This window comes from Rhizobium sp. 01L419 (genome assembly GCF_056400025.1).
Genome location: NZ_JBFTSM010000017.1, coordinates 93700 through 118966, shown reverse-complemented (window position 1 = coordinate 118966; position 25267 = coordinate 93700). Strand labels below are relative to the sequence as shown.

At 61.2% G+C, this 25267-nt stretch carries 25 protein-coding genes; 13 read left to right on the top strand and 12 right to left on the bottom strand.

Going from position 1 to position 25267, the window contains the following annotated elements:
• Position 1: 1 nt before the first annotated feature.
• From purB to AC1DUP_RS28160, 5 genes are all read right to left on the bottom strand, one after another.
• Positions 2 to 1309, bottom strand: coding sequence for an adenylosuccinate lyase (gene purB, locus AC1DUP_RS28180; RefSeq protein ID WP_477835996.1), 1308 nt, complete (start codon positions 1307 to 1309; stop codon positions 2 to 4).
• 62 nt (positions 1310 to 1371) lie between these two features.
• Positions 1372 to 1857, bottom strand: coding sequence for a hypothetical protein (locus AC1DUP_RS28175; RefSeq protein ID WP_477835994.1), 486 nt, complete (start codon positions 1855 to 1857; stop codon positions 1372 to 1374).
• A gap of 2 nt (positions 1858 to 1859) precedes the next feature.
• Positions 1860 to 2588, bottom strand: coding sequence for a DUF2259 domain-containing protein (locus tag AC1DUP_RS28170; protein ID WP_113299428.1), 729 nt, complete (start codon positions 2586 to 2588; stop codon positions 1860 to 1862).
• Positions 2588 to 3265 (bottom strand): ribulose-phosphate 3-epimerase, encoded by a 678-nt coding sequence (rpe, locus tag AC1DUP_RS28165; protein WP_113299427.1) that lies wholly within the window; start codon positions 3263 to 3265, stop codon positions 2588 to 2590. The genes AC1DUP_RS28170 and rpe overlap by 1 nt, the downstream gene beginning before the upstream one ends.
• A gap of 60 nt (positions 3266 to 3325) precedes the next feature.
• Positions 3326 to 4408, bottom strand: coding sequence for an ABC transporter substrate-binding protein (locus AC1DUP_RS28160; protein ID WP_477835991.1), 1083 nt, complete (start codon positions 4406 to 4408; stop codon positions 3326 to 3328).
• 172 nt (positions 4409 to 4580) lie between these two features.
• Here AC1DUP_RS28160 and AC1DUP_RS28155 point away from each other — a divergent pair, with 172 nt between their 5' ends.
• Both AC1DUP_RS28155 and AC1DUP_RS28150 read left to right on the top strand, forming a co-directional pair.
• Positions 4581 to 5075, top strand: a complete 495-nt coding sequence (locus AC1DUP_RS28155; protein WP_113299425.1) for a flavin reductase — start codon at positions 4581 to 4583, stop codon at positions 5073 to 5075.
• 31 nt (positions 5076 to 5106) lie between these two features.
• Positions 5107 to 5424, top strand: coding sequence for a TfoX/Sxy family protein (locus tag AC1DUP_RS28150; protein WP_113310659.1), 318 nt, complete (start codon positions 5107 to 5109; stop codon positions 5422 to 5424).
• On the opposite strand, the gene AC1DUP_RS28145 is transcribed toward AC1DUP_RS28150, so the two are convergent.
• The 5 genes from AC1DUP_RS28145 to AC1DUP_RS28125 form a co-directional block, all read right to left on the bottom strand.
• A complete protein-coding gene (locus tag AC1DUP_RS28145; protein ID WP_477835989.1) occupies positions 5425 to 5847 on the bottom strand; it encodes an NUDIX domain-containing protein in 423 nt (140 codons plus the stop codon).
• 7 nt (positions 5848 to 5854) lie between these two features.
• Positions 5855 to 7420, bottom strand: a complete 1566-nt coding sequence (locus AC1DUP_RS28140; RefSeq protein WP_477835987.1) for a DEAD/DEAH box helicase — start codon at positions 7418 to 7420, stop codon at positions 5855 to 5857.
• Between the two features lie 97 nt (positions 7421 to 7517).
• On the bottom strand, positions 7518 to 8840 hold the full coding sequence (locus AC1DUP_RS28135; protein WP_477835985.1) for a peptidoglycan DD-metalloendopeptidase family protein: 1323 nt from the start codon (positions 8838 to 8840) through the stop codon (positions 7518 to 7520).
• Positions 8841 to 8946: 106 nt separating this feature from the next.
• Complete coding sequence (locus tag AC1DUP_RS28130; RefSeq protein WP_113310657.1) at positions 8947 to 9765, bottom strand: ferritin-like domain-containing protein; 819 nt, start codon at positions 9763 to 9765, stop codon at positions 8947 to 8949.
• Positions 9762 to 10235, bottom strand: coding sequence for a peroxiredoxin (locus AC1DUP_RS28125; RefSeq protein WP_477835983.1), 474 nt, complete (start codon positions 10233 to 10235; stop codon positions 9762 to 9764). The genes AC1DUP_RS28130 and AC1DUP_RS28125 overlap by 4 nt, the downstream gene beginning before the upstream one ends.
• Positions 10236 to 10354: 119 nt before the next feature.
• On the opposite strand from AC1DUP_RS28125, the gene AC1DUP_RS28120 reads away from it, so the two are divergent.
• The gene (locus AC1DUP_RS28120) at positions 10355 to 13747 is read left to right on the top strand and encodes a hypothetical protein (protein WP_477835981.1); all 3393 of its coding nucleotides are present in this window, start codon (positions 10355 to 10357) and stop codon (positions 13745 to 13747) included.
• 216 nt (positions 13748 to 13963) lie between these two features.
• Here the strand turns inward: AC1DUP_RS28120 and tyrS are convergent, their stop codons facing one another.
• Entirely contained in the window at positions 13964 to 15220 is a 1257-nt protein-coding gene (gene tyrS / locus AC1DUP_RS28115; protein WP_477835979.1) for a tyrosine--tRNA ligase, read from the bottom strand.
• Positions 15221 to 15340: 120 nt separating this feature from the next.
• Between tyrS and AC1DUP_RS28110 the strand changes: the two genes are divergently transcribed.
• Positions 15341 to 16465 (top strand): anhydro-N-acetylmuramic acid kinase, encoded by a 1125-nt coding sequence (locus AC1DUP_RS28110; protein ID WP_477835977.1) that lies wholly within the window; start codon positions 15341 to 15343, stop codon positions 16463 to 16465.
• The gene (locus tag AC1DUP_RS28105; RefSeq protein WP_477835975.1) at positions 16462 to 16989 is read left to right on the top strand and encodes a GNAT family N-acetyltransferase; all 528 of its coding nucleotides are present in this window, start codon (positions 16462 to 16464) and stop codon (positions 16987 to 16989) included. The genes AC1DUP_RS28110 and AC1DUP_RS28105 overlap by 4 nt, the downstream gene beginning before the upstream one ends.
• On the opposite strand, the gene AC1DUP_RS28100 is transcribed toward AC1DUP_RS28105, so the two are convergent.
• On the bottom strand, positions 16982 to 17659 hold the full coding sequence (locus AC1DUP_RS28100) for an alpha/beta hydrolase (protein WP_025668882.1): 678 nt from the start codon (positions 17657 to 17659) through the stop codon (positions 16982 to 16984). The genes AC1DUP_RS28105 and AC1DUP_RS28100 overlap by 8 nt on opposite strands.
• A 216-nt stretch (positions 17660 to 17875) precedes the next feature.
• Here AC1DUP_RS28100 and AC1DUP_RS28095 point away from each other — a divergent pair, with 216 nt between their 5' ends.
• From AC1DUP_RS28095 to sufA, 8 genes are all read left to right on the top strand, one after another.
• Entirely contained in the window at positions 17876 to 19042 is a 1167-nt protein-coding gene (locus tag AC1DUP_RS28095) for a cysteine desulfurase family protein (RefSeq protein WP_477835973.1), read from the top strand.
• A gap of 144 nt (positions 19043 to 19186) precedes the next feature.
• Complete coding sequence (gene sufB / locus AC1DUP_RS28090) at positions 19187 to 20656, top strand: Fe-S cluster assembly protein SufB (RefSeq protein WP_113299414.1); 1470 nt, start codon at positions 19187 to 19189, stop codon at positions 20654 to 20656.
• A gap of 1 nt (position 20657) precedes the next feature.
• A complete protein-coding gene (locus tag AC1DUP_RS28085; protein ID WP_113299413.1) occupies positions 20658 to 20903 on the top strand; it encodes a hypothetical protein in 246 nt (81 codons plus the stop codon).
• Between the two features lie 80 nt (positions 20904 to 20983).
• Complete coding sequence (sufC, locus tag AC1DUP_RS28080; protein WP_477835970.1) at positions 20984 to 21739, top strand: Fe-S cluster assembly ATPase SufC; 756 nt, start codon at positions 20984 to 20986, stop codon at positions 21737 to 21739.
• Between the two features lie 23 nt (positions 21740 to 21762).
• Positions 21763 to 23037, top strand: coding sequence for a Fe-S cluster assembly protein SufD (gene sufD, locus AC1DUP_RS28075; RefSeq protein WP_113299412.1), 1275 nt, complete (start codon positions 21763 to 21765; stop codon positions 23035 to 23037).
• A gap of 12 nt (positions 23038 to 23049) precedes the next feature.
• On the top strand, positions 23050 to 24291 hold the full coding sequence (locus AC1DUP_RS28070) for a cysteine desulfurase (RefSeq protein ID WP_113310648.1): 1242 nt from the start codon (positions 23050 to 23052) through the stop codon (positions 24289 to 24291).
• A 10-nt stretch (positions 24292 to 24301) separates the two neighbouring features.
• Positions 24302 to 24676: an SUF system Fe-S cluster assembly protein gene (locus AC1DUP_RS28065; RefSeq protein WP_113310647.1), complete on the top strand. Its 375-nt coding sequence runs from the start codon at positions 24302 to 24304 to the stop codon at positions 24674 to 24676.
• Positions 24677 to 24766: 90 nt separating this feature from the next.
• Positions 24767 to 25162: a Fe-S cluster assembly scaffold SufA gene (gene sufA, locus AC1DUP_RS28060; RefSeq protein WP_113310646.1), complete on the top strand. Its 396-nt coding sequence runs from the start codon at positions 24767 to 24769 to the stop codon at positions 25160 to 25162.
• Positions 25163 to 25267 lie beyond the last annotated feature (105 nt).

Genomic DNA, 25267 nt, shown 5'->3' with positions numbered 1-25267 from the left:
ATTACGCTTCGCCGAAAACGCGGCGGAAGATCGTGTCGACGTGCTTCGTATGATAGCCGAGGTCGAACTTCTCCCGAATGTCTTCTTCGGAGAGCGCAGCACGAACCTCGGCATCGGCGAGCAGTTCTTCCAGAAAATCCTTGCCCTGTTCCCAGACCTTCATGGCGTTGCGCTGGACGAGGCGGTAGGCGTCCTCGCGGGAGACGCCGGCCTGGGTCAGCGCCAGGAGAACGCGCTGCGAATGGACGAGGCCACGGAACTTGTTGAGGTTCTTTTCCATGTTCTCGGGATAGACTACGAGCTTTTCGACGACGCCGGCCAGACGGTTCAGCGCGAAATCGAGGGTAACCGTTGTGTCGGGGCCGATAGCGCGCTCGACGCTCGAATGGCTGATGTCGCGCTCATGCCAGAGCGCCACGTTTTCCATGGCCGGCACGACCGACATGCGCACAAGGCGGGCAAGGCCGGTGAGGTTTTCGGTGAGAACCGGGTTGCGCTTGTGCGGCATGGCCGACGAGCCCTTCTGGCCCGGCGAGAAGTATTCTTCCGCTTCCAGCACTTCCGTGCGCTGCATGTGACGAATTTCGGTCGCGACGTTTTCGATCGAAGAGCCGATGACACCGAGGGTGGCGAAGAACATCGCATGGCGGTCACGCGGAATGACCTGCGTGGAGACGGGTTCGGGAACGAGGCCGAGGGCTGCGCAGACATGCTCTTCGACAACCGGATCGATATTGGCGAAGGTGCCGACGGCGCCGGAGATGGCACCCGTGGCGATTTCGGCACGCGCAGCGACCAGACGGGCGCGGTTGCGGCCCATCTCGGCATAGAAGCGCGCGAAAGTCAGGCCCATCGTCGTCGGCTCGGCATGGATGCCGTGGCTGCGGCCGATGCGGATCGTATCCTTATGCTCGAAGGCACGCGTCTTCAGCGCTGTGAGAACGCGGTCCATGCCGGCAAGAAGAATATCGGCGGCGCGCACGAGCTGGATGTTGAACGTGGTGTCGAGCACGTCGGACGAGGTCATCCCCTGATGGACGAAGCGGGCGTCCGCGCCGACGATTTCGGCAAGGTGGGTCAGGAAGGCGATAACGTCATGCTTGGTGACGGCCTCGATCTCATCGATGCGGGCGACGTCGAAGGTCGCCTTGCCGCCCTTTTCCCAGATGGTGGCAGCCGCCGACTTCGGGATCACGCCGAGGTCCGCCAGCGCGTCGCAGGCATGGGCCTCGATCTCGAACCAGATGCGGAACTTGGTTTCGGGAGACCAGATGGCGACCATCTCGGGCCGGGAATAACGAGGGATCATGTGCGAGCGCCTTCATTTCGTGACAGTAGCTGCGGCCCCTGTAGCAAAGACGGCCGGCAATCTCAACGCATGCGTTTGGCAAGAGCCAGGCTGGTGGCGAAAAGACAGACCAGTCCAAGGGGCAGAAATAGCCCCAGACCGATAACGAGGAACTGATAAACGGCGCTGGCGCCGGTGAAGACAAACTGGAACATCCAGATGACCGAGCCGAACGGCGCATGCCAGCGGGCATAGAAAATCCGGTAGTCCATGGCGAAGAGAAAGGCTGTCATCAGGACCGTACCGGTCGTCAACGCCAGGAAGAAAGCGGCGAAACGCGTCTCCACCTTATGGCCCAGGGCGAAATAGCGCCCCACAAGCAGGTTGAAGGGCCAGGAGAGCAGCCCGCCGCTAAAATAGAGGATGGAGAGATCGAGCACGTGGCTCGTTTCCCATCCATTGCGCAGGTAGAGGCCGACCATGACCGAGAGCAGCATCTGGACGCCCCAGAGCGGGGCGCCGATGAAAAATTCTGAAAAGGACGGCCATGCCGCCCGCAGACGGTTCATTCTCAGGGGTGAACCGGAACGGCGATCCAGCGGCCGTTGCGGCCGTCCGGCGCGGCGCTCAGCGCCAGAATGAGGGCGATGTGAACAGGCTTTGCCGATTCCGGCTGGTAGACGAGGGCGCCGCCCATGCGATATTCGACCGTGCAGCCCCGATCATCCGGCAGCGACTTGTCTTCATGCACCAGCTGGCGATGCGGCGCACCGTCCTTTTCGATGAGTTGCAGCGTAAAGCCGGTGACGCGGTTGACGTCCTTGCAGCTATCCGGCTTTGCGACATCGGCGTCACCGAGCAGCAGCGTATAGGCGCCGCGCGGCGGGCCATCGTTGGCAAGCGTCGTGTAGCGGATCGTCTTCATCGGCGAGCCGAGCTCGGTCGGCGGGTTGAAGGCGGCGATCAGGCCCGGATTGGTCAGAAGGTCGTATTTGTCCATCTGCTTGCGGGCAGCCGTCAGGTTCTGTCGGCGCGCCTTGGAAAGATCAGCGTCCTTGTCTGTCAGCTCCAGATGGAAGGGCGTGCCTTCAAGGTTTTCACCGGTTTCGGTGTCGATGAAAAAGGTATCCGAATAGGGCACCTTTCCATCCTTCATGCCGAATTCCTGGAAGGCAAAGATCTTGCCATCGGCCGAGAAACCGACCGGCTGCATATTGGCAATGTCGCCGGCCGAGGCCGTAGCGGCCATGCCGGTCAGCAGGGCGGCGAAAAACCCGCCCATAAACATGCGCTTCGTCATTAGCGAGCTCCCTCAGCCGCGTTGCGAAGGGCGGTGATGGCCTGGCGATAGGACTCGACCGAGCCGCCCTTGAAAATTGCCGATCCGGCGACGAGCACATTGCCGCCGGCCTTTGCCACGGTGGGCGCGGTATCGACCGTCACGCCACCGTCCACCTCAAGCTCGATCGGGCGATCACCGATGAGTGACTTCGCCGCTGCGATCTTGTCTGCCATTGCCGGAATGAATTTCTGGCCGCCGAAACCGGGGTTGACGGACATAATGAGAATGAGGTCGACATCGTCAAGCACGTTCTCGACCACGGAAAGCGGCGTTGCCGGATTGAGCGTGACACCGACCTTCTTGCCGAGATGGCGGATCGTCTGCAGCGAGCGGTGCAGATGCGGTCCTGCCTCTGCGTGCACGGTGATGCGGTCGCAGCCGGCCTTGGCGAAAGCCTCCAGATAGGGGTCGGCCGGCGAGATCATCAGATGGCAGTCGAAGGTCGCATCCGTATAGGAGCGCAACGACTTGATAACGTCAGGACCGAAGGAGATGTTCGGCACGAAATGCCCGTCCATGACGTCGAGATGGATCCAGTCGGCGCCGGCTGCGGTAACGTTGCGTACTTCCTCGCCGAGCTTTGCAAAATCTGCCGCCAGGATCGACGGCGCGATGCGGATGGGCAGTGTCGTCATGGGTCTCGGTCTCCATCTCAACCGGCAGCGGGCAAGCCGCCTCCCGGCATTGTCAATAGGTCAGTCGGTCCCGTCGGCAGGCGGGACGAAAGCATCGCCGCGCCATTCGAGAAGACGATAGGGATTTTGCGAAAGCTCATGGGCCGGCATGAAGGTGACCGGTCCGATGGGCGTGTGGAATTCCGTGCTGATCAGCTTTTCGGCAACCGGCTTGCCTTCGGCCATCGCAGCCTGCACGGCCTGGCTGGCAATCAGCGCGGCGGCCGCTGCCGGCAGGACATAGCCTTCCGGCTCGATTCCAGCCGCGCGCAGGGCCGCGACGGTCGCAGCCGCATCCGGCAGAAGCGCATATTCGGGGATGGCAACGGCGCGCACGCCATCCGCCAGCGCGAGCGGCTGGTTTGCAGCGCGCATCGCATCGCCGCTCAGGATGTCGAGCGGGATGTTTTCGGCCCTCGCGTCACGGGCGATGGTGGCGACATCGTTCCTGTCACCGCCGATGAAAACCTTGGTAGCACCGGCCCGCTTCAGGCGGCGCACGAGGCCGATCTGCTGTTCCTGCCCCGGCCGGTAGGTGTCGGTGAAAACGGGCTTCAGGCCATTTTCTTCCAGCGCGTTGCGCACGGCTTCCGTCAGTTCACGGCCGTGGATCGTACCATCTTCGATGAGGGCGATCGGAGAAGCCGTCCATTGCTGCAGGATGATCTGGATGATCTTGGCAGCTTCATCACTATCCTGCGGGCCGAGGCGGAAGAGGGGCCAGCCGTTTTTCAGCGAATCTTCCATCAGGATGCGTGAGCGTACTGATACGGTGATGGCAGGGATACTGGCGTCCTTCAGCTTCGGCAGTGCGCCTTCCAGCGTCTCGCTGCACAGGAAGCCGATCGCGATCTGGACCTTGGCAGCGATCAGCGCATCGGCGATCGCCTGGCCGCTATTGTCCTGGCAGGTCTCGTTGATAGGGACGACCGTATCGCCCGCCTGCTGGATCTGGAAATTCGCTCCTGCGAAGATCTGGGCGCCGAGCGATGCAAAAGTGCCCCCTTGCGGCGCCACGACTCCGATCGTCACGCCGGCCGCACGGCTTTCGGCCGTCAACGCCATCAGCGACAGAAGGGCGGCTATGACACGCAGGGTCGTCATGAAAGGTGCAGGTCTCTCGTCTTGTCCATGCCCTTTTATCCGCACGGCGACAATCGTCAAAGAAAAACAAGCAGGTTCCGCAGCTTTTCGCGGGTGCCATTGTAGAAAAGGTAACCGATGCCCGCCATATTGGTGAAATAACAAGAACAAGACACCGAACGCGGAGAAGCATGTGTTGAACAGGCAGCATATCGATCCCGGCCTCTATCGCGACGCCATGAGCCGCTATGCCGGCCACGTGCAACTCGTGACGACGGCCATGGGTGAGGCCCGCCGCGGCGTCACCATCACGGCCGCCTGCTCGGTATCCGACCATCCGGCTTCCGTCCTCGTCTGTCTCAACAATACCAATGTGAAGAACGAGATCTTCTTCCGCAGCGGCATCTTCGCGTTGAACTCACTCGGCGCCCATCATCAGGCCGTTGCCGATGCTTTTTCAGGCCGCACGCATCTGGAAAACGAGGATCGTTTCTCGAGCGCCCGCTTCGAAACGCTGGCAACGGGCGCCCCGGTGCTTGCCGATGCGCTTGCCGTCTTCGACTGCCGGGTGACCGACATCAAGGAAATGCCGACCCATAACGTCATCTTCGGCGAGGTCGCCGCCGTTCGTTTCACCGAGATCCACCCGGCGCTTCTCTATTTGAACCGCGGCTATCATTCGATTTAGCTGGCTCGCCACGCAAGAGGAGCGACAGGCCATGGACAATGCCGGCATCGAGGAAATGTTTCAGTCGCTTGGGCCTGTCACCATCAAGCCCATGTTCGGCGGCAAGGGCATCTACCACCTCGGCCGGATCCTGGCACTGGAAGTGCGCGACGAGATCCTGCTGAAGGCCGACGAGAAGAGCGCGGCGGAATTTACGGCGGCCGGCGCCAGCCAATGGTTCTACGAGGGCAAGAAGGGTGCGCCGGTGAAGATGCCTTACTGGAGCATTCCTGAAGAGGCCTATGATGACCCTGACGTCATGGCGCGCTGGGTGCGGCTTGCCTATGAAGCCGCATTGCGGGCTGAATGATCAGCGCAATTGCCCGGCCGGAAGAGATGATATCGCAACCCTGGTGAAGGCCGAGAGCGGCTCGGGCAGGTCGGCAAGGCCGAACCAGCCAAAATCCGAGAGCTTGTCCGGTTCCGTGAGCTGCGGCTCGCCGGTCACTTCACGGGCGATATAGAGAAGGGAAATCCAGTGCTGGCGGTCTGCTTCGATGATCTGCTCGGTCGAGCCGATTCGTTCGATGCGACCGATGGTGAGCCCCGTTTCTTCTTCCGCCTCGCGGCGCGCGGCTTCCTCAGCCGGCTCCATATGATCGACCTTGCCGCCGACAATATTCCAGTAGCCGGCTTCAGGTGGACGCATACGCTTGTAGAGGAGGATTTTGCCGTCGCGCAAAATAACCAGGCCTACACCGAGGCCTGGGAAATCGATGCCGGGCGTGCCCATCGGGCAATTAGGCCTTTGCGTAGCCGGCGATCAGCATGAAAGCGGGAATATCGTCACCAAAGCCAACCGGCGTCGGGCCATCATCGTGGTCACGATGGCGACGGCGCTCGCGATTGTCATCGTTCGCCGGATACTGCCGAGCGTTGCGCGCGTTGTTCTGCGGCTTCGGTTCTGCTTTGCGCTCGTTCTTCACGGTTTCGGCCCTTACTGGTCTTGCTGGTGCTGCTTCCACGACTTCAATGCCATTATCTTCGGCATTGATATCAGATTTATGACTCGCAGGCCGGCGTTCACGCTCGCGGCCACGATCCTTGTCCCGTTCACGGCCCTTGCCGCGGCGGGGAGACCGCTCGCTGTCGCGGCTCTCTTCGGCCGGCGGCAGAGAGGACAGATCGCCGCTCTGCCATTCGACCTTTTCGCCGATCAGCTTTTCGATCGCGTCGGCATGTTTCTGGTCGCGGCGGGTGACGATGGTGAAGGAAGCACCGGAACGACCGGCGCGGCCGGTACGGCCGATACGATGAACATAGTCTTCCGCGTGGATCGGCACGTCGAAATTGAAGACGTGACTGACATCGGGAATATCGAGGCCGCGGGCGGCGACGTCGGAAGCGACGAGCAGTTGGATGTTGCCGTCCTTGAAGTTGGCAAGCATGGCCATGCGCGAGCGCTGGTCCATGTCACCATGCAGGGCGCCGACCGAGAAGCCATGACGCTCCAGCGAACGGAAGAGATCAGCGACATCCTTCTTGCGGTTGCAGAAGATGATCGCGTTCTTCAGATCGGTCTGAGCGCGGACGAGGTCACGCAATGTAGCGCGCTTCTCGTAATCCTTGTCGTGAGAGGCGACAAAACGCTGCGTGATGGTGACCGATGCCGAAGCCGGCTTGGAAACTTCGATCCGCTCCGGGTTCTGCAGGAAGCGGTCCGCGAGCTTCTGGATTTCCGGCGGCATGGTGGCCGAGAAGAACAGCGTCTGGCGGGTGAAGGGGATCAGCTTGGCGATGCGCTCGATATCGGGAATGAAGCCCATGTCGAGCATGCGGTCGGCCTCGTCGATGACGAGGATTTCCACGCCGCTCATCAGGAGCTTGCCGCGCTCGAAATGGTCGAGGAGACGGCCGGGGGTGCAGATCAATACATCTGCGCCGCGCTCCAGCTTGCGGTCCTGGTCTTCAAAGGAAACGCCGCCGATGAGGAGGGCGACGTTGAGACGATGATTCTTGCCGTATTTCTCGAAGTTTTCGGCAACCTGGGCGGCCAGCTCGCGGGTCGGCTCCAGGATCAGCGTGCGGGGCATGCGGGCGCGGGCGCGGCCCTTTTCCAGAAGCGACAGCATGGGAAGAACGAAGGAGGCCGTCTTGCCGGTGCCGGTCTGCGCGATGCCGCAGATGTCACGACGTTCAAGCGCGAAGGGGATTGCCCCAGCTTGAATGGGAGTGGGGATCGTGTAGCCCGCATCGGTAACAGCGGAGAGCACTTTGGGGCTCAAACCAAGATCAGCAAATGTCGTCAAAGGGAAAACTGTTTCCGTTCCGTTCGGCCGGTCTCTGGCGAGTCGGCGGGATTGCATGCCGCAATGCTGCGCGACATAGTCCGAAACGGCCGGCAAGTCAAGGAATAGCGGCTTCACCCCGGGGTTGAGGTGAAGTGTTCGTTACCCAGATCGGCTATTTTATATAAGTGGCAAGTTTAAGGCCGGCATTCATGAAATAGATCGGGTCGACGGCATGCCCATCCTGACGCACCTCATAATGCAGGTGCGTGCCTGTGGAGCGGCCCGTGCTGCCGGCCAAACCTATGGCATCGTTGCGGTCGACCGTGTCGCCGACCTTCACCAGAATCTCGGACATATGGCCGTAGCGTGTCGAAATGCCGTTGCCGTGATCGACCTCGACCATGTTGCCATAACCGCCGGTCCAGCCGGCCGCGACCACCTTGCCGGGCGCGGTGGGGCGGATCCTCTCGCCGGGCGAGAAGCGGAAGTCGATGCCGGAATGAAGGGCAAGCCGGCCGAGGAACGGATCGCGCCGGTTGCCGAAGGGGCTGGTGACTTCCTTGCCTATGGCCGGGTTACGGAAGGGCAGGGCTTCGGCGGTGCTGCGCACGGCTTCCAGACGCGTCAGCGCGCCATCAAGCTGGACGAGCGAATTGTTGAAGTCGTCGTTGCTTTCAGGCTCCACATAAGGACCGCCGACGGCGCTGTCCTCGTCTTCCTTGGCGGCAATGGTCTCTGCCGGGATTTCGATATGGAAACGATCGAGCACGCCTTTGATCGTATCGGCGGCATTGCCGGCATCGCTCGTCAGCTGCTCGATGCGGCTCTTCTGGTCCTGCTCGACGGTCTTCAGCGAGAGCGTGACCTTGGAAAAGACACGGTCGGCGCGATCGCCGACGGTTTCCTCCGATGGAACATAGGCGAGGGTGGAATTATCGGGTGCCCCGGCATCGGCTGGCTGATTATCGCCCGCCAGAAGCTTTTCAATTGCTTGCGCGCCGCCGGTCAGCGAAGCGCGCTTGTCCTTGATATCAGGCGCATAGGATTGTGCAGGCACGTCCGCGGCGGGCGCATCCTTGCCAGTCAGGCCGGAGCTTTCAGCACGGTCGAGCAAGTTGTCGAGCTTTCCGTGACGCGAGGTCAGCGCCATCTGCTGCTCCATCAGCTTGTCGACCTTGTCCTCGACGACCTGCTGGTCGAGAAGCTGGCGGGAGGTGATGCGGTCGACCTGTGCGCGGAGCGCTGCGATGCGGTCTTCATAATCATGCTGCATGCGGGCCTGGCGGGCCATGGTCGCGCCAATCAGATCGTCGCGCAGCACGAGGTAGGAGGTGGCAAGCAAATAGCCTATGGAAAAGACACCGACGAAGCAGAAGGCGACGGCAGCCATCCACGGCTTCACCGTCATGTGGCGCACTCTGTCGCCACTTGCGAGAATGAGGATGTGTTCCTGTGCCCTCTTGCCGAATACCCGACTGTGATGTCCGCTCGTCACGGAGGGCCCCCCAAAGATGCGCGGTTCCAGCGCCCGCGTCATTGGGATTAATTACATATAGTTATGGTTAATAAGTGGTTTACGCAACGTTAGGGAACTTTGCCGTTCAGCTTTGGCTCGTCGATGTCAGCGCGCGATAAAAGGAGGGCGTCAGCCCGGCTTCGGCGCGCGCCACATCGTTGAACGGCGCCTTCAGCGGACCGCGGAAATTAGCCCGCACCAGCTCCTGAAACGTCCTTGCCGGATCGCGCTTTTCCCGGGCGCAGAGGAAGCGGAACCATTTTGCGCCGACGGCGACATGACCTTTCTCGTCGTTGTAGATGACGTCGAGAACGGCAGCACTTTCGAGGTCGCCGGTCTCGCGCATCTTGGCCTGCAGCGCAGGCGTAACATCAAGACCGCGCGCTTCGAGAATCAGGGGCACGACGGCAAGCCGGGCCGTCAGGTCGTTGCGGGTCGAATGTGCCGCCTGCCAGAGACCGTCATGGGCGGGAAGATCGCCATAATCGGCGCCGAGATCATTCAGCCGCTTGCGCACCAAGCGAAAGTGCTTGGCCTCTTCGAAGGCCACCTGCATCCAGCCATCGAAGAAGGAGTTCGGCACATGTGCCGAGGCGAATCGCGCAACGATATCGAGCGCCAGATCGACAGCGTTGAGTTCGATATGGGCGATCGCGTGCAACAGGGCGACGCGGCCATGCACGGTATGGAGCGAGCGTTTTCCAACCTGGGTCGGCGGCACCAGCAGCGGCTTTTCCGGCCGGCCGGGACGTTCCGGAAGGGGTGCGTCCAGCGGCGAGCGCAGCGAGATGCGCCGCGCAAACCACCTGTTAGCGCTTTCCTGCGCTAGATCCGTCTTGCGATCGAGATCGGCGGAGCGGATCGCATCGATCGCGCCGCCGCGCAGCGAAGTGATGGTCGTCACGCGGCAAGATTCCTGACGGCTGCCAGCACCGTTTCGGCATGGCCCGCGACCTTCACCTTCTGCCAGATGGTGGCGATGGTGCCGTCCCTGCGGATCAGGAAGGTCGTACGCTCGACGCCCATGAAGGTGCGGCCATACATCTTCTTTTCCTTCCACACACCATAGGCCTGCAGCGTCGTCCTGTCCTCGTCGGAGGCAAGGGCAACCGTCAGCTTGTGCTTCTTGATGAAGCGGTCATGGCAGGTCGCCGAATCGGGCGACATGCCGACGACGATAACTCCGGCAGCCGCGAACTCATCGGCAAGTGCTGTGAAATCCAGTGATTCGGTGGTGCAGCCCGTGGTGTCATCCTTGGGGTAGAAGAACAGGACCACCGGCTTTCCCTGAAAATCCGAGAGTGAAATGCGGCCGCCGCCATCGCGCGGGAGGCTGAAATCGGGAGCAGCAGAACCAATACCGGGAGCAGTCATTCTCAAAACTTTCTTTTGCCGGGTTTAGGAGAGATACTATATCAGACGGGTTATATAGTGGACGAAACGGTGTCCCGCCCAGAGTGATTCAAATCAGATCCAGGAGTTTCCCAAGGCGCATGTCAGCCATCCGCGGCGAAAAAGTCACGTTTCGCAAGAAGGATATCGTCGCCTTGCACAACCTGCCTTCCGCGCAAGCGGAGGATCCCCTCATCGTGCATTGCCCGCCGCCGCGCTCACGCATGCGCGGCACCGCAAAAGCCGCCAGCGGCTTCTGCGCAGTGATCCTGTTCATCCTGGCGGCGATCGTTTTCACCATCGAAAGCGGAATTATCGACGCGCCGCTGTCACAGCAGGCGCAATCGGCGCTGAACGGTGCACTGGGGCCGCGCTACCGGGCCGAAGTCGGCTCCACCGTCATCCGCTTCACCTCCGGCCTGCGGTTGGCGCTCGAAGCGCGCGACGTCAACATGATCGACCAGCAGAGCGGCCAGCATCTTTCCACCACATCGTCGATGCGCATGGCGCTGGATCCGCTGCAGCTCTTCCGCGGCCGCATCGCCGTGACGTCGGTCGAGGCGGACGATATCGCGCTCGACACCTCACTGCTTCCCTCGGGTGATCCGGTAAAGCTCGACAATCTGCGTGTGGATGCGATTCCGGCGGCAATGGAGGCGATCTTTTCGCATCTCGACATGTTCCGGACCTTCGTCGAGCGCGGCGGCACGGACTCGGTGCGCATCTCGGGTATCGACATAAAGCTCGCAGACACGGCAAACGGGCCGGTCTCGCTGGTGGTCGACAACCTCGCCTTTGAACATGCCGGGCCGAGCTCGCTGCAGCTGAGCGGACAGATCTCGATCAATGGCGAGACCGCCGATCTCAACGTCATCACCGAGGAGGCGGGCGGCCATGCATCGCGGCTCGTCGCCACGCTGACGCATGTCGACCTGGCGCCTTTTGCGCTGAAGCGCAACGAGCAGGGGGATATCCGCCAGGGCCTCAACTCATTCGGCAACCTCACTCTGTCCGCCGTGCGGGCCGCCGATGGCGTCAAGCCGACGCTCAATGCAGCGCTCAATCTCGACCCCGGCCTGATCTATGTCGATGGCGATTCGCAGGAACTGACGGACGGCCAGTTCAATCTTGCCTATGACTTCGACAAGCAGACACTGGAGATCGCCAAGTCGCGGTTGCATCTCGGCCCGACCGTGCTGCCGATCAGCGGTGCAGTGATCGACCTCGACAAGCTCGATCCCAATGCAGGCAAGGGGTTCGGCATCGATGCGCTTATCAGTGGCGGCACGGCGGCGCCAAACTCCGGCGAGCAACCGCTGTCCTTCGACCTGCAGGCGACCGGGCGCTATCTCGTCGCCGGCCGCGAGTTCCAGTTTTCCAACATGGTGGCTTCCTCGCCGCTCGGTTCGCTCTACGGCGCTCTGCATCTTCGGCTGAACGACAAATCGCCCGAAATCAGCTTTGTCGGCCAGTCGCAGCAGATGCAGACGACGGCGATCAAACAGCTCTGGCCCTATTGGATGGCGTCCAAAGCGCGGGTATGGGTGCTTGCAAACCTCTTCGGCGGCGTGGTGACCGACGCTTCCATTTCCGTCTTCATTCCGCCGGGCCGGCTGGATGAGGCTGCGAGAGGACGCGGCCTGCGGCTCGACGAAAACCAGCTCCGCATCGCCTTCGATATCGCCGGGACGCGCATGAATGTCGCCGGCGAGATCCCCCCGATACGCGATACGGCCGCGCATTTCGACCTGACAGGCGGACGGGCGGCGATCTCGCTAAAGAGCGGCACCTCCTATTTCCCGTCCGGGCGTTCAGTAACGGTGCAGCCGGGCACCTTCGTACTGCCGTCGGTCTATGACAAGCCGCTGATGGCCGTTGCGGACATTTCCGTTTCAGGTTCTGCCGATGCGGTGGGCGAGCTTCTGACCTACAAGCCGATCAAGGTGCTGCAGCGGGCGGGCTTCGTGCCCGACGACCTCAAGGGCAATATCGACGCGCATGTGCAGGCGCAGTTCGGGCTTCTGTCCTCGCAGAATCCGCCGCCGCCTGAGTGGACGGCGCAGATGAAGCTCACCGACATTGCGCTTGCCAAACCGTTCTCGGGACGCATCATCACCAATCTCGACGGTACGCTCGACGCCGATCCGCAGCAGGTGAAGGTCAAGGGCAAGGCCGACATCGACGGCGTATCCGCCGATATCGATATGCTGGAGCCCGTCGACAAATCTTCCGGCATCGAGCCGCAGCGCGTGATTACGGCAACACTGAACGGCGACCAGCGCGACAGGCTGTTGCCTGGCCTGTCCGGCATCCTTGGCGGCAGCGTCAAGCTGGTCCTGACGCGCCTCGACGAGGATCGTCAGGACGTGCAGCTCGATCTCGGCAAGGCATCGCTCGAACTGCCCTGGATCGGCTGGTCGAAGGGCAGCGGCATTCCCGCCAATGCCGAATTCGAGGTTTCCGGCCCGCCTGACAATACGCAAGTCAGGAATTTCCGCCTGAAGGGTGATGGCTTCGGCGCAACGGGCGCACTCGTGATCGGCAAAAGCGGCCTGATGTCGGCGGATTTCGACAGCGTGAAGCTTTCCTCCGTCGATGATTTCGCGCTGTCGCTGAAGCGCGGGAAGGGCAGCTACGATATCTCCATCTCCGGCGCCAGCGCCGACGTGCGGCCGATCATCGACCGGCTGAAATCGGATTCCGGGGACGATGGTGACGGCGGCGATGCCACTGGCGTGAGCGTGCGGGCGAAGCTGCAGAACATCATCGGCTTCAACGACGAGAAAATCAGTAATTTCCAGGCGCAGATCGGCTTGAGCGGCAGCAGGCTGCAATCATTGAATTTCTCCGGGATCACCGACAGCGGCGAGGCTGTCGTCAGCCAGATGCAGGGCGGCGGCGTCATCAACGTCACCAGCGGCGATGCCGGCTCGGTGTCGCGCTTTGCCGATCTCTATCAGCATATGCAGGGCGGCCTGCTCAATCTGGCGGTCCGCCTCAATGCAGGCGGCGGCTGGGATGGTTCGGTCGATGTACGCCGTTTCTCGATCGTCAACGAGCAGCGCCTGCGCTCGATCGTTTCCACACCTGTCGGTTCGGACCAGCGCACGCTGAACGAAGCCGTCAAACGCGATATCGATACCTCCTCGCAGCGCTTCCAGCGCGGCTTTGCCCGTGTCGTCTCGCGCGGCGGGGCGATCTCCATCGAAAACGGCGTGCTGCGCGGCGACCAGATCGGCGCGACCTTCCAGGGCGTGGTGCGCAATGCCAAGGGCAACATGGACATGACCGGCACCTTCATGCCGGCCTATGGTCTCAACCGTCTCTTTGCCGAGCTGCCGCTGATCGGCATCATCCTCGGCAACGGCTCGGACCGCGGCCTGATCGGCATTACCTTCAAGCTGACCGGCAAGTTCGACCAGCCGAACCTGCAGATTAACCCACTGTCGGTGATTGCCCCCGGCGTCTTCCGCCAGATCTTCGAATTCCAGTAAGGAATTGGAAAGCCGAGACAGGCGCCCGCTTCAAACTGCTGACAAGATCGGCCAACTCCTCTTTTGTCATGGTCGGGCTTGTCCCGAGCATCTGCAGTCAACGCAGCAGATCCTCGGCACAAGGCCGAGCATGACGCCGAAGAAAAAGACGAAGTTTGTCTGCAAAGAAAAAGCCGGCGCGAAGGCCGGCTTTTGGGATCCTATCGCTTGCGCGGTTTACGCTGCACGGCGGATCAGGATGTGCTTCTTCTTGCCGAGCGACAGCTTGATGACGCCATCGGCGGTGATTTCCCCGCTGCCGATCATCCGGCGCTCGTCGCTGACCGCCTGATCGTTGATGCGCACAGCGCCGCCTTGGACGTGACGGCGGGCTTCGCCGTTGGACGCGGCAAGGCCGGCGCGCACGATCAACGACAGAAGGCCGATGCCGGCGTCGAGCTCGGAGGCGGGAACCTCGACGGACGGCAGGTTGTCGGAGAGGCCGCCTTCCTCGAAGGTCTTGCGTGCCGTCTCGGCTGCCTGTTCGGCAGCTTCGCGGCCGTGCAGGATCGCGGTGACTTCGGTCGCGAGGATCTTCTTGACCTCGTTGATTTCGGAGCCGGCGAGTGCCGAGAGGCGGGCGATCTCATCCATAGGCAGCGTGGTGTAGAGCTTCAGGAAGCGCTGGACGTCGGCATCCTCGGTGTTGCGCCAGTACTGCCAGAAATCATAGGTCGAGAGCATATCGGCATTCAGCCAGACAGCACCGGTCGCCGACTTGCCCATCTTGGCGCCCGAGGAGGTCGTCAGCAGCGGTGATGTCAGCGCGTAGAGCTGCTTCGTCCCCATGCGGTGACCGAGGTCGATGCCGTTGACGATGTTGCCCCACTGGTCCGAACCGCCCATCTGCAGGCGGCAATCGTATCGCTTGGCAAGCTCGACGAAGTCATAGGCCTGGAGGATCATGTAGTTGAATTCCAGGAAGGACAGCGACTGCTCACGGTCGAGGCGGGTCTTGACGCTGTCGAAGGCCAGCATGCGGTTGACCGAGAAATGCCTGCCGACATCGCGCAGGAACTCGAGGTAGTTCAGCGAGCGCAGCCATTCGGCATTGTTGATCATCAGCGCGTCCTTCGGACCGTCGCCGTAATTCAGGTAGTTCGAGAAGACGCGCTTGATGGAGGCGATGTTGCCTTCGATCGTATCGACGGTCATCAGCTGGCGGGCCTCTTCCTTGAAGGAGGGGTCGCCGACCATGCCGGTGCCGCCGCCCATCAGCGAGATGGCGCGATGGCCGGTCTTCTGCATCCAGTGCAGCATCATGATCTGGATGAGCGATCCGGCGTGCAGGCTGGGTGCGGTCGGATCGAAGCCGATATAGGCCGTCACGGTTTCCTTGGCGAAGAGATCGTCGAGGCCGCTTTCATCGGAAATCTGATGAATGAAGCCGCGCTCTTGCAGCGTGCGGAGGAAATCGGACTTGAACTCGGGCATGGGCTTCGTCTCTTGAACGTCGAACGGGAATGGGATTGACGCTTGTTGAACCGTCGCGGCGCGTTTAGCACTGTTTTTCCAAAAGTGCATCCGGGAATCGCATGAAAGGCGCGCGGCGCAATGGATATCGTCAGGACTGCAATCGGCCTGATGAGCGGCACCTCGATGGACGGCATCGATGTGGCACTGCTCAGAACCGACGGGCGAGGCTTCATCGAGCGCGGTCCGTTCCTGGGTGTGGCCTATGATGCCGGTTTTCGCGAGCGGCTGAAGCGTGCGCTCGACTTGGCGCGGCAGCTGAGCGATCGCAGCACACGGCCCAATGAACTTCGTGAGATCGAAATTGAACTCACCCAACGTCATGAAGATGCCGTTACGGCATTTCTCCAGAAATTCGGGCTCGCTAGCGGCGATATCGACGTGCTCGGCTTCCACGGCCAGACCGTGCTGCACCGACCAGACGATGCGCTGACGATCCAGATCGGCGATGGAGAGTTGCTGGCGGAACGCACCGGCATTCCCGTCGTCTACGACATGCGCGCCAACGACATGGCCCATGGCGGGCAGGGTGCGCCGCTGGTGCCGGCCTATCATGCAGCCCTTGCCGGCCGCTTCCAGCAAGAGGGACAGACGGTCTGCTTCGTCAATATCGGCGGCATTTCGAACCTCACCTATATCGGCGTGGACGGGCGCATCGCGGCCTTCGACAGCGGCCCCGGCAATGCGCTGATCGACCAGTGGGTAGAGATGCAAACCGGCAAGACTTACGATCCCGGCGGAGAGATCGCCGAGCGCGGGCAGGTAGTGGCTGATATCGCCGCTCGCTATCTCGGCAGCCCTTTCTTCCAAGGCAATATCCGCCGCTCGCTCGACCGTGGCGATTTCAAGCCACTTGTCGATGGCGAGGCGAGCCTTGAGGACGGCGCGCGCACGCTTGCGCATGTCGCCGCCGCCTCGATCGTCAAATCGGCCGGCTATCTGCCGGAAAGCCCCTCCGTCTATATCGTCTGCGGCGGCGGCCGGCTGAACGGCACGATCATGGCAGAATTCGCCGACATGGCCGGCAAGAGGGGCTCGGCAGTCATGAGCGCCGAACAGGCGGGTTTCGATGGCGATGCGATGGAGGCAGAGGCGTGGGCTTATCTGGCGGTACGCTCGCTGGAGGGGCTACCGCTCACCTATCCCGGCACGACGGGCGTCAGCCAGCCAGTGACCGGCGGCGTGTTGGCGGAGCCGGCGAGATGACGGACGGGATTATCTTCGAAACGCCGCGCCTCATCGCGAAAATGTGGGACGACGGTGATGCGGGCCTGATTTTCGACCTGCATTCGACGATCGAAACGACGCGATACATGTCTGGCGCCGCCCCTTGGTCGCGAGAAAAATGCGAAGAGCGGTTGGCGACATATCTTGCCGAGCAGGGGCGCGACGGCACGACGAAATACAAGATCGTCAGCCGCGAGGATGGCCGCTTCATCGGCCGTGCCGGGATCTCGCTCTACCACACCGGCGAATATGAGATGGGCTATGCCCTTTACGCCAGCGAATGGGGCAAGGGATATGCGACGGAAATTGCCGGAAGCCTTGCCGACTGGTTCTTTTCCAGGGATTTTGCGCCGCATTTCATCGCCTTCACGCACCCGGACAATCTCGCCTCGCAGCACGTATTGAAAAAGATCGGCATGCGGGTGCGCGGGCCGATCTTTATCGAAGGTATCAAGGGCGTTGAATTCGAGATGACGGCCGCCGTGCGGCAGACCGTTACCTGATCCGCTTGGCTGCCGGTTCCGGCACCAGCTCGCCGTTGAGGCGACGGTCGAGATAATCCTCGCACTCGGCCATCAGCGTGTCGACCTGACCGTTGAAGAAGTGGTTGGCGCCCGGCACAGTGCGGTGGGTGATGAGAATACCCTTCTGGGTCTTGAGCTTCTCGACGAGACCGTTGACGTCCTTTTCCGGTGCCACCTTGTCCGCCTCGCCATTGATGATCAGGCCGGAGGACGGGCAGGGGGCAAGGAAAGAGAAGTCGTAGGTGTTCGGCTGCGGCGCGATCGACATGAAGCCTTCGATTTCCGGGCGGCGCATCAGAAGCTGCATGCCGATCCAGGAGCCGAAGGAGTAACCAGCGACCCAACAGGTCTTCGAATCGGGATGGAGGCTCTGCACCCAGTCGAGCGCGGAAGCCGCATCCGAAAGCTCACCCGCGCCATGGTCGAATTCGCCCTGGCTGCGGCCGATGCCCCGGAAATTGAAGCGCAGTGTCGTGAAACCGCGCTTCTGGAACATGTAGAAGAGCTGGTAGACGATCTGGTTGTTCATCGTGCCACCAAACTGCGGATGCGGGTGCAGAATGACGGCGATCGGTGCGCTTTTTTCCTTGGAGGGCTGGTAGCGGCCTTCAAGACGGCCGGCTGGGCCGTTGAAAATAACTTCGGGCATCGGTACTCCGGGTTTTATTTCGCGTTCACGCTACGTTTGGTGACAACATGACTTGACGATTGTTGTCAGCTTTTCTAAAACGCAGTTTAGAACAATTCGAAACTTGCATGGCGATCCACGCAGCGTGGAATGTGTCATAAGGCAAGCCCGGCGGAAATTTCAAGAAAAATGCGCCGCCGCGCCTGAGCAAGCTCGTCAAGCGCAGGACCGAAGACAATGGCGCCGCCACGCCTTTATCTCGATTGGAACGCAACATCGCCGATGCACCCTGCAGCGCGTGAAGCGATCATGCGCGCCATGGACATCTTCGGCAATCCTAATTCCGTTCACGGCGAAGGCCGTGCTGCCCGTGCGGCCATCGAGGGCGCGCGCCGCAAGATCGCACTGCTGACCGGTGCCGATCCCTCCAATGTTATCTTTACCAGTGGCGCCACGGAAGCTGCCAATATGGTACTGACGCCGGAATTCAGCATGGGCCGCACGCCGATGAAGCTTGGCCGTCTGTATCATTCCGCCGTCGAGCATCTGGCGGTCCGCGAGGGCGGCCGCTTCCCGAAAGACAAGACGACCGAGATCCCGGTGACCGATGCCGGTATCGTCGATCTGAAGGCGCTCTCCGAACTTCTCGATGCCCACGACAAGGCGACGGGCCTGCCGATGGTGGCGATCATGTTCGTCAACAACGAGACGGGCATCGTCCAGCCAGTCGAAGAGGCGGGCAGGATCGTGCGCGCCCATGGCGGGCTCTTCGTCGTCGATGCCGTCCAGGCGGCCGGCCGCCTGCCGACCGAGATCGATCGGATCGGCGCGGATTTCCTGATCATTTCGTCACACAAGATCGGTGGGCCGAAGGGTGCGGGCGCATTGATTGCCCGTGGCGAAGCGCTGATGCCGAAGGCGCTGATCCGCGGCGGCGGCCAAGAGAAGGGTCACCGCTCGGGGACACAGAACTCGCTGGCACTGATCGGCTTCGGGGCGGCGGCGGAAGCCGTGCTGCAGAATCTTGAGGAACGCAATGCCGGCATTGCCGTGCTGCGCGACAGGCTGGAAGCCGGCATGCGCGTTGCGGCGCCCGATGTCATCATCCACGGCGCCGGTGGCCCACGCGTCGCCAATACCATCTTCTTCACCCTGCCTTGCATGAAGGCGGAGACCGGGCAGATCGCCTTCGATCTCGAAGGCGTGGCACTTTCAGCGGGCTCGGCCTGTTCTTCAGGCCGGGTCGGTGAAAGCCATGTGCTGACGGCGATGGGCCGTGATCCGAAGCTCGGCGCTCTGCGCATCTCGCTCGGGTTTTCGACGACGGCTGATGACGTGGACAGGGCGATTGCCACCTTTACGAAAATTGCCTCCCGGCGAAAGCTGGCGGGCGAGGCGGCCTGACCGCCTCACAAACTTGCGGAAACGCAAATTTCTACTTGCCAACAGGGCTGAAAAGTCCCTTTTGGCCGCTTATATCAGGGGCAAAAGAAAATTGCCCGCACGACAAGCTGCCGGACCTTTTCTCCGGCAAGATTGGAGAACGACATGCCTGCTGTCCAGGAAACCGTCGATCGCGTCCGCCAGATCGACGTGGACCAGTATAAATACGGCTTCGAAACCGTCATCGAGATGGACAAGGCACCCAAGGGCCTTTCCGAAGACACCATTCGCCTGATCTCTGCCAAGAAGCAGGAGCCGGAATGGATGCTCGAATGGCGCCTGGAAGCCTACAAGCGCTGGCTGACGATGGAAGAGCCCACCTGGGCGCGCGTCGATTATCCGAAGATCGATTTCAACGAGATCCACTTTTACGCTGCGCCGAAGAGCTCGCCCGGCCCGAAGTCGATCGAAGACGTCGATCCTGAAATCCTCAAGGTCTACGAGAAGCTCGGCATTCCGCTGAAGGAGCAGGAAATCCTGGCCGGCGTGCAGAAGCCGAAGATCGCGGTCGATGCGGTGTTCGACTCCGTCTCCGTCGTCACGACCTTCAAGGAAGAGCTGAAGAAGGCCGGCGTGATCTTCATGTCGATCTCGGAAGCCATCCGCGAGCAGCCGGACCTCGTGCGCAAGTATCTCGGCTCCGTCGTTCCGACGACCGACAACTACTACGCGACGCTGAATTCGGCCGTCTTCACCGACGGCTCCTTCGTCTTCGTGCCGAAGGGCGTGCGTTGCCCGATGGAGCTTTCCACCTATTTCCGCATCAACGAGAAGAACACCGGCCAGTTCGAGCGCACGCTGATCATCGCTGAGGAAGGCGCTTACGTCTCCTACCTCGAGGGCTGCACCGCCCCGCAGCGCGATGAAAACCAGCTGCATGCCGCCGTGGTCGAACTCGTTGCGCTCGACGATGCCGAGATCAAGTATTCCACCGTCCAGAACTGGTATCCGGGCGACAAGAACGGCAAGGGCGGCATCTACAACTTCGTCACCAAGCGTGGCGATTGCCGCGGCGACCGTTCGAAGATCTCCTGGACGCAGGTCGAAACCGGCTCTGCCATCACCTGGAAGTATCCGTCCTGCATCCTGCGCGGCGATGACAGCCGTGGTGAGTTCTATTCGATCGCCGTTTCCAACGGCCATCAGCAGATCGACAGCGGCACCAAGATGATCCATCTCGGCAAGAACACGTCGAGCCGCATCGTCTCCAAGGGCATTGCCGCCGGCGTTTCGCAGAACACCTATCGTGGCCAGGTCTCGGCCCACCGCAAGGCGTCCAACGCCCGCAACTTCACGCAGTGCGACTCGCTGCTGATCGGCGACAAGTGCGGCGCCCATACGGTGCCTTACATCGAAGCGAAGAATTCGACGGCGCAGTTTGAACACGAAGCGACCACCTCGAAGATTTCCGAAGACCAGCTGTTCTACTGCCTGCAGCGTGGCATTCCGACCGAGGCGGCGATCGCGCTGATCGTCAACGGCTTCGTCAAGGAAGTGCTGCAGGAGCTGCCGATGGAATTCGCCGTCGAGGCGCAGAAGCTGATCAGCATCTCGCTGGAAGGCTCAGTCGGCTGACATGAGCGAGGCGGACAAGAAGCGAATTCTTGAACGCCTGACGAATATGCGCGGAGAGATCCTGTCGAAGATAGGCCCCCGCGAGCAAAGATACGAGACGGAGATGCCGCCGGAGCAGCCCTATGTGTTTCTCCGGCAGCGCATGGAAAAATCGGCAAAGATGTTTCCGGATATCCCGGAATTTCTCAAATGGCCTTGGCTCATCGTGGTCGCGTTTGTCCGTGTCATTCGTTTCTTCTGGCCATAGCGCAGAGCACAACGTGTCAATGCCCTTAGAAATTACGCGAGGCTCCGATGAGCTACGCAGAGAAAACGCAGGAACCAAAGATGCTTGAAATCAAGAACCTTCATGCCCGCATCGCCGAAGACGGCACCGAAATCATCCGTGGTCTGAACCTCACCGTGAAGGCTGGCGAAGTTGCCGCCATCATGGGCCCGAACGGCTCTGGCAAGTCGACGCTCTCTTACGTCCTTTCTGGCCGCAGCGATTACGAAGTGACCGAGGGCGATATTCTGTACAACGGCGAAAGCATCCTCGAGCTCGATCCCGCCGAGCGCGCCGCCAAGGGTATCTTCCTGGCCTTCCAGTATCCGGTCGAAATTCCCGGTGTCGCCACCATGCAGTTCTTGAAGGTGGCGATGAACGAGCAGCGCAAGGCACGCGGCGAAGCCGAACTGACGACGCCTGATTTCATGCGCCGCGTCAAGGAAGCCGCCGGCAAGCTGCAGATCAACACCGAGATGCTGAAGCGCCCGCTGAACGTCGGTTTCTCCGGCGGCGAAAAGAAGCGCGCCGAAATCCTGCAGATGGCGCTGCTCGAGCCGAAGCTCTGCGTGCTCGACGAAACCGATTCCGGCCTCGACATCGATGCGCTGAAGGTCGTGGCCGATGGCGTCAACGCGCTGCGGTCGCCCGATCGTGCCGTCGTCGTCATCACCCATTACCAGCGCCTGCTCGATTACATCGTGCCGGATACGGTCCACGTTCTCTACAAGGGCCAGGTGATCAAGTCCGGCGACAAGACGCTCGCCCATGAGCTGGAAGCCAACGGTTACGCCGATATCATCGGCGCCGCAGCCTGAGCGTGGCGGAAAGGACGACGTCCATGAACATGCAAACGACGAGCCGCCTGACCGCGGCCGAATCGGCGCTGATTGAAGCGTTCAACCACCAGATCGGCGAATTGCCGGGCAATGGCGCGGTCACCGCGTTGCGCGACCGGCTGCTCGACGACCTGAAGAAGGAAGGCCTGCCGACGCGCCGCGTCGAAGCCTGGCACTATACCGATCTCAAGAACCTGCTGCGCAGCGTTCCGGCGCAGGCGGGTGACGCCGGCTCGGAAGCGCTGGCGCCGCTGGTTGAGGGTTCTCCGGTGCTTGCCGTCATTCAGGGCAGGGCCGCCAACAAAGCCTCAGTCGGCGATCTCTCGGTTTCGGTCTATTCCGAAAAGCTGACCGACGGTTCGGCCGCCGCCAATCTCGATGCACTCGGACGCGACGATGCCGTCGGTCGCATCAACGGCAGTTTCGTCAAGGACGGCTATGTGGTCGACGTGCCTGACGGCACCGAGCTCGAAGAGCCGCTGGAAATCCAGTTCGTGCATGCCGGCGGCGACATTCATACCCGTCTGCCGGTCAGCTTCGGTGCCAATGTGAAGGGTGTCGTCATCGAGCGTCACCATTCGGTGACCGGCGATGCAGCGCTCGTGTCGCATGTCAGTGACATCACGGTCGGGCAGGGCACCGAGCTTACCTGGATCATCCTGCAGCAGCAGGGTGGCGAAGACACGCATCTCGGCCAAATCCGCATCGATCTTGGCGCTGACGCCAAGCTGAAGCTCTTCGTCATCAATGCCGGCGGCAAGCTGGTCCGTCAGGAACTGAACATCAAGGTGAGCGGCGAGGGCGCCGACCTGACACTGCGCGGCATCAACCTGCTCGGCGGCGATACACATACCGACGTGACGATGGTGCTTGGCCACGACGTGCCGAATACCGGCTCGACGGAAGTGATCCGCAATGTCGTCTTCGATCGCGCCAAGGGCGTCTTCCAGGGCATGATCCGGGTCGCGCCCGATGCCCAGAAGACTGATGCCAAAATGGCCTGCAACACGCTGCTGATGTCCGACGACGCCGAATTCTCGGTCAAGCCCGAGCTCGAAATCTTCGCCGACGACGTGCAATGCGGCCATGGCGCGACGGTGGCCGATATCGACCACAACCATCTCTATTACCTGATGGCTCGCGGCATTCCGGAGAACAAGGCGCGCGCCATGCTCGTCAACGCCTTCGTTGCCGAGATCGTTGAGGAAATGGAAGACGAAGCCCTGGTCGAGGCGCTGGAAGGCGTCATTTCGGCCTGGCTGGAAAAGCACGCCTGATCGGATAGCGCCATGGACAAGATCGTGCCGGCAACCACCTATGATGTCGAAGCCATCCGCAGGGATTTCCCGATCCTTGCGGAGAAGGTGCATGGTAAGCCGCTGGTCTATCTGGACAACGGCGCCTCCGCCCAGAAGCCGCAAGCGGTGATCGACGCGATCTCGCATGCCTACAGCCATGAATATGCCAATGTGCATCGCGGCCTTCACTACCTCTCCAATGCGGCCACGGAAGCCTATGAAGCGTCGCGCGAAAAGGTTCGCCGTTTCCTGAACGCACCTTCGGTTGATGATATCGTCTTCACCAAGAATTCCACCGAGGCGATCAACACAGTTGCCTACGGTTGGGGCATGCCCAAGATCGGCGAAGGCGACGAGATCGTGCTGACGATCATGGAGCATCACTCCAATATCGTGCCCTGGCATTTCATTCGCGAGAGACAGGGTGCCAAGCTTGTCTGGGTGCCCGTCGATGACGAAGGCGCCTTCCATATCGAGGATTTCGAAAAGAGCCTGACCGACAAGACCAAGCTCGTCGCCATCACCCATATGTCGAATGCGCTCGGCACCATCGTTCCGGTCAAGGAAGTCTGCCGCATCGCCCATGAGCGCGGCATTCCCGTTCTGATCGACGGTTCGCAGGGTGCCGTGCATCTGCCCGTCGACGTGCAGGATATCGATTGCGACTGGTACGTCATGACCGGTCACAAACTCTATGGCCCGTCGGGCATCGGCGTGCTCTACGGCAAGAAGGACCGGCTGAAGGAGATGCGGCCGTTCCAGGGCGGTGGCGAGATGATCTTCGAGGTGAGCGAGGATATCGTCACCTATAATGATCCGCCACATCGTTTCGAGGCCGGCACGCCGCCGATCGTGCAGGCGATCGGGCTCGGTTATGCGCTCGACTATATGGACAAGATCGGCCGCGAGAATATCGCAGCCCATGAGGCGGATCTGACGGCTTACGCAGAAGAGCGGCTGAAGGCGGTCAATTCGCTGCGCGTCTTCGGCAATGCTCCCGGCAAGGGCGCCATCTTCTCCTTCGAATTGGCCGGTATTCACGCCCATGACGTCTCGATGGTGATCGATCGCCAGGGCGTTGCCGTGCGGGCCGGCACGCATTGCGCCATGCCGCTCTTGAAACGCTTCGGCGTGACCTCCACATGCCGTGCATCCTTCGGCATGTATAATACCCGCGCCGAGGTGGATGCGCTTGCAGATGCGCTCGACTATGCGCGCAAGTTCTTTGCTTGAGGAAGAAGCCATGAGCCTGAATGAAGAGAAGATCGACGTGCGCGAAGGCATCGTGCATTCCAGCATTCCCCAAGAGGAGCTGGCGCGTCTCAGCGACGACGTGATCGGCGCTCTCAAGACCGTCTACGATCCGGAGATTCCGGCTGACATCTTCGAGCTCGGCCTCATCTACAAGATCGATATCGAAGACGACCGGATGGTAAAGATCATGATGACGCTGACCGCACCCGGCTGCCCGGTTGCCGGCGAAATGCCGGGCTGGGTGGAAAATGCCGTCGGCGCTGTCGAAGGCGTTTTGGGCGTCGAGGTTTCAATGACCTTCGATCCGCCGTGGACGCCGGAACGTATGTCCGAGGAGGCGCAGGTCGCAGTTGGCTGGTACTGACCGGCTGGTATTGATCGATTAAGGTGATCACCTTACATTGATTCATGAAGCGCCGGATCTTGACCCCGGTTGTGGAAGGAGATTGAGCCCATGGGCTTTGCAGTAATGAGCATGACGGAAGCCGCCGCAGAGCGCGTGAAGGCGCTCGTCAGCAACGGCGGCCCGGATGCCAAGGGCATTCGCGTCGGCATCAAGAAGGGTGGTTGCGCCGGGATGGAATATACCATCGACATGGTGACGGAGCCCAATGCCAAGGACGACCTGATGGAGCGCGACGGCGCGAAAGTCTGGATTGAGCCATCGGCCGTTCTCTACCTGCTCGGCACCGAACTCGGCTTCGAGACAACGACACTTCGCTCCGGCTTCATTTTCACCAATCCGAACCAGACTTCATCCTGCGGCTGCGGTGAGTCTGTCGAGCTGAAGCCTGCCGATCTGGCAGCGCTGGCCGCGCGCGGCGATGCCGTGGTGCCGGCACAGCACTAACCGCTTTTCGTTGAATATGCCTGATGGCCGCCATAGTTGGCGGCCTTTTGATTTAGACGAGCCTGTCCAAAGACCGACAAGCGACCAAGAAGAAGAAAAGCGGAC

Excerpts from the sequence above, each read along its gene's own strand:
- AC1DUP_RS28145 (WP_477835989.1), bottom strand. The coding sequence starts at position 5,847 with ATGGGCACGCCCGGCATCGATTTCCCAGGCCTCGGTGTAGGCCTGGTT.
- AC1DUP_RS28095 (WP_477835973.1), top strand. The coding sequence starts at position 17,876 with ATGGCGCCGCCACGCCTTTATCTCGATTGGAACGCAACATCGCCGATG.
- AC1DUP_RS28065 (WP_113310647.1), top strand. The coding sequence starts at position 24,302 with ATGAGCCTGAATGAAGAGAAGATCGACGTGCGCGAAGGCATCGTGCAT.
- AC1DUP_RS28175 (WP_477835994.1), bottom strand. The coding sequence starts at position 1,857 with ATGAACCGTCTGCGGGCGGCATGGCCGTCCTTTTCAGAATTTTTCATC.
- AC1DUP_RS28085 (WP_113299413.1), top strand. The coding sequence starts at position 20,658 with ATGAGCGAGGCGGACAAGAAGCGAATTCTTGAACGCCTGACGAATATG.
- purB (WP_477835996.1), bottom strand. The coding sequence starts at position 1,309 with ATGATCCCTCGTTATTCCCGGCCCGAGATGGTCGCCATCTGGTCTCCC.
- AC1DUP_RS28070 (WP_113310648.1), top strand. The coding sequence starts at position 23,050 with ATGGACAAGATCGTGCCGGCAACCACCTATGATGTCGAAGCCATCCGC.
- AC1DUP_RS28110 (WP_477835977.1), top strand. The coding sequence starts at position 15,341 with ATGGATATCGTCAGGACTGCAATCGGCCTGATGAGCGGCACCTCGATG.
- AC1DUP_RS28125 (WP_477835983.1), bottom strand. The coding sequence starts at position 10,235 with ATGACTGCTCCCGGTATTGGTTCTGCTGCTCCCGATTTCAGCCTCCCG.
- AC1DUP_RS28105 (WP_477835975.1), top strand. The coding sequence starts at position 16,462 with ATGACGGACGGGATTATCTTCGAAACGCCGCGCCTCATCGCGAAAATG.
- sufD (WP_113299412.1), top strand. The coding sequence starts at position 21,763 with ATGAACATGCAAACGACGAGCCGCCTGACCGCGGCCGAATCGGCGCTG.
- AC1DUP_RS28140 (WP_477835987.1), bottom strand. The coding sequence starts at position 7,420 with ATGCAATCCCGCCGACTCGCCAGAGACCGGCCGAACGGAACGGAAACA.
- AC1DUP_RS28120 (WP_477835981.1), top strand. The coding sequence starts at position 10,355 with ATGTCAGCCATCCGCGGCGAAAAAGTCACGTTTCGCAAGAAGGATATC.
- sufB (WP_113299414.1), top strand. The coding sequence starts at position 19,187 with ATGCCTGCTGTCCAGGAAACCGTCGATCGCGTCCGCCAGATCGACGTG.
- tyrS (WP_477835979.1), bottom strand. The coding sequence starts at position 15,220 with ATGCCCGAGTTCAAGTCCGATTTCCTCCGCACGCTGCAAGAGCGCGGC.
- sufA (WP_113310646.1), top strand. The coding sequence starts at position 24,767 with ATGGGCTTTGCAGTAATGAGCATGACGGAAGCCGCCGCAGAGCGCGTG.
- sufC (WP_477835970.1), top strand. The coding sequence starts at position 20,984 with ATGCTTGAAATCAAGAACCTTCATGCCCGCATCGCCGAAGACGGCACC.
- AC1DUP_RS28150 (WP_113310659.1), top strand. The coding sequence starts at position 5,107 with ATGGACAATGCCGGCATCGAGGAAATGTTTCAGTCGCTTGGGCCTGTC.
- AC1DUP_RS28100 (WP_025668882.1), bottom strand. The coding sequence starts at position 17,659 with ATGCCCGAAGTTATTTTCAACGGCCCAGCCGGCCGTCTTGAAGGCCGC.
- AC1DUP_RS28160 (WP_477835991.1), bottom strand. The coding sequence starts at position 4,408 with ATGACGACCCTGCGTGTCATAGCCGCCCTTCTGTCGCTGATGGCGTTG.
- rpe (WP_113299427.1), bottom strand. The coding sequence starts at position 3,265 with ATGACGACACTGCCCATCCGCATCGCGCCGTCGATCCTGGCGGCAGAT.
- AC1DUP_RS28170 (WP_113299428.1), bottom strand. The coding sequence starts at position 2,588 with ATGACGAAGCGCATGTTTATGGGCGGGTTTTTCGCCGCCCTGCTGACC.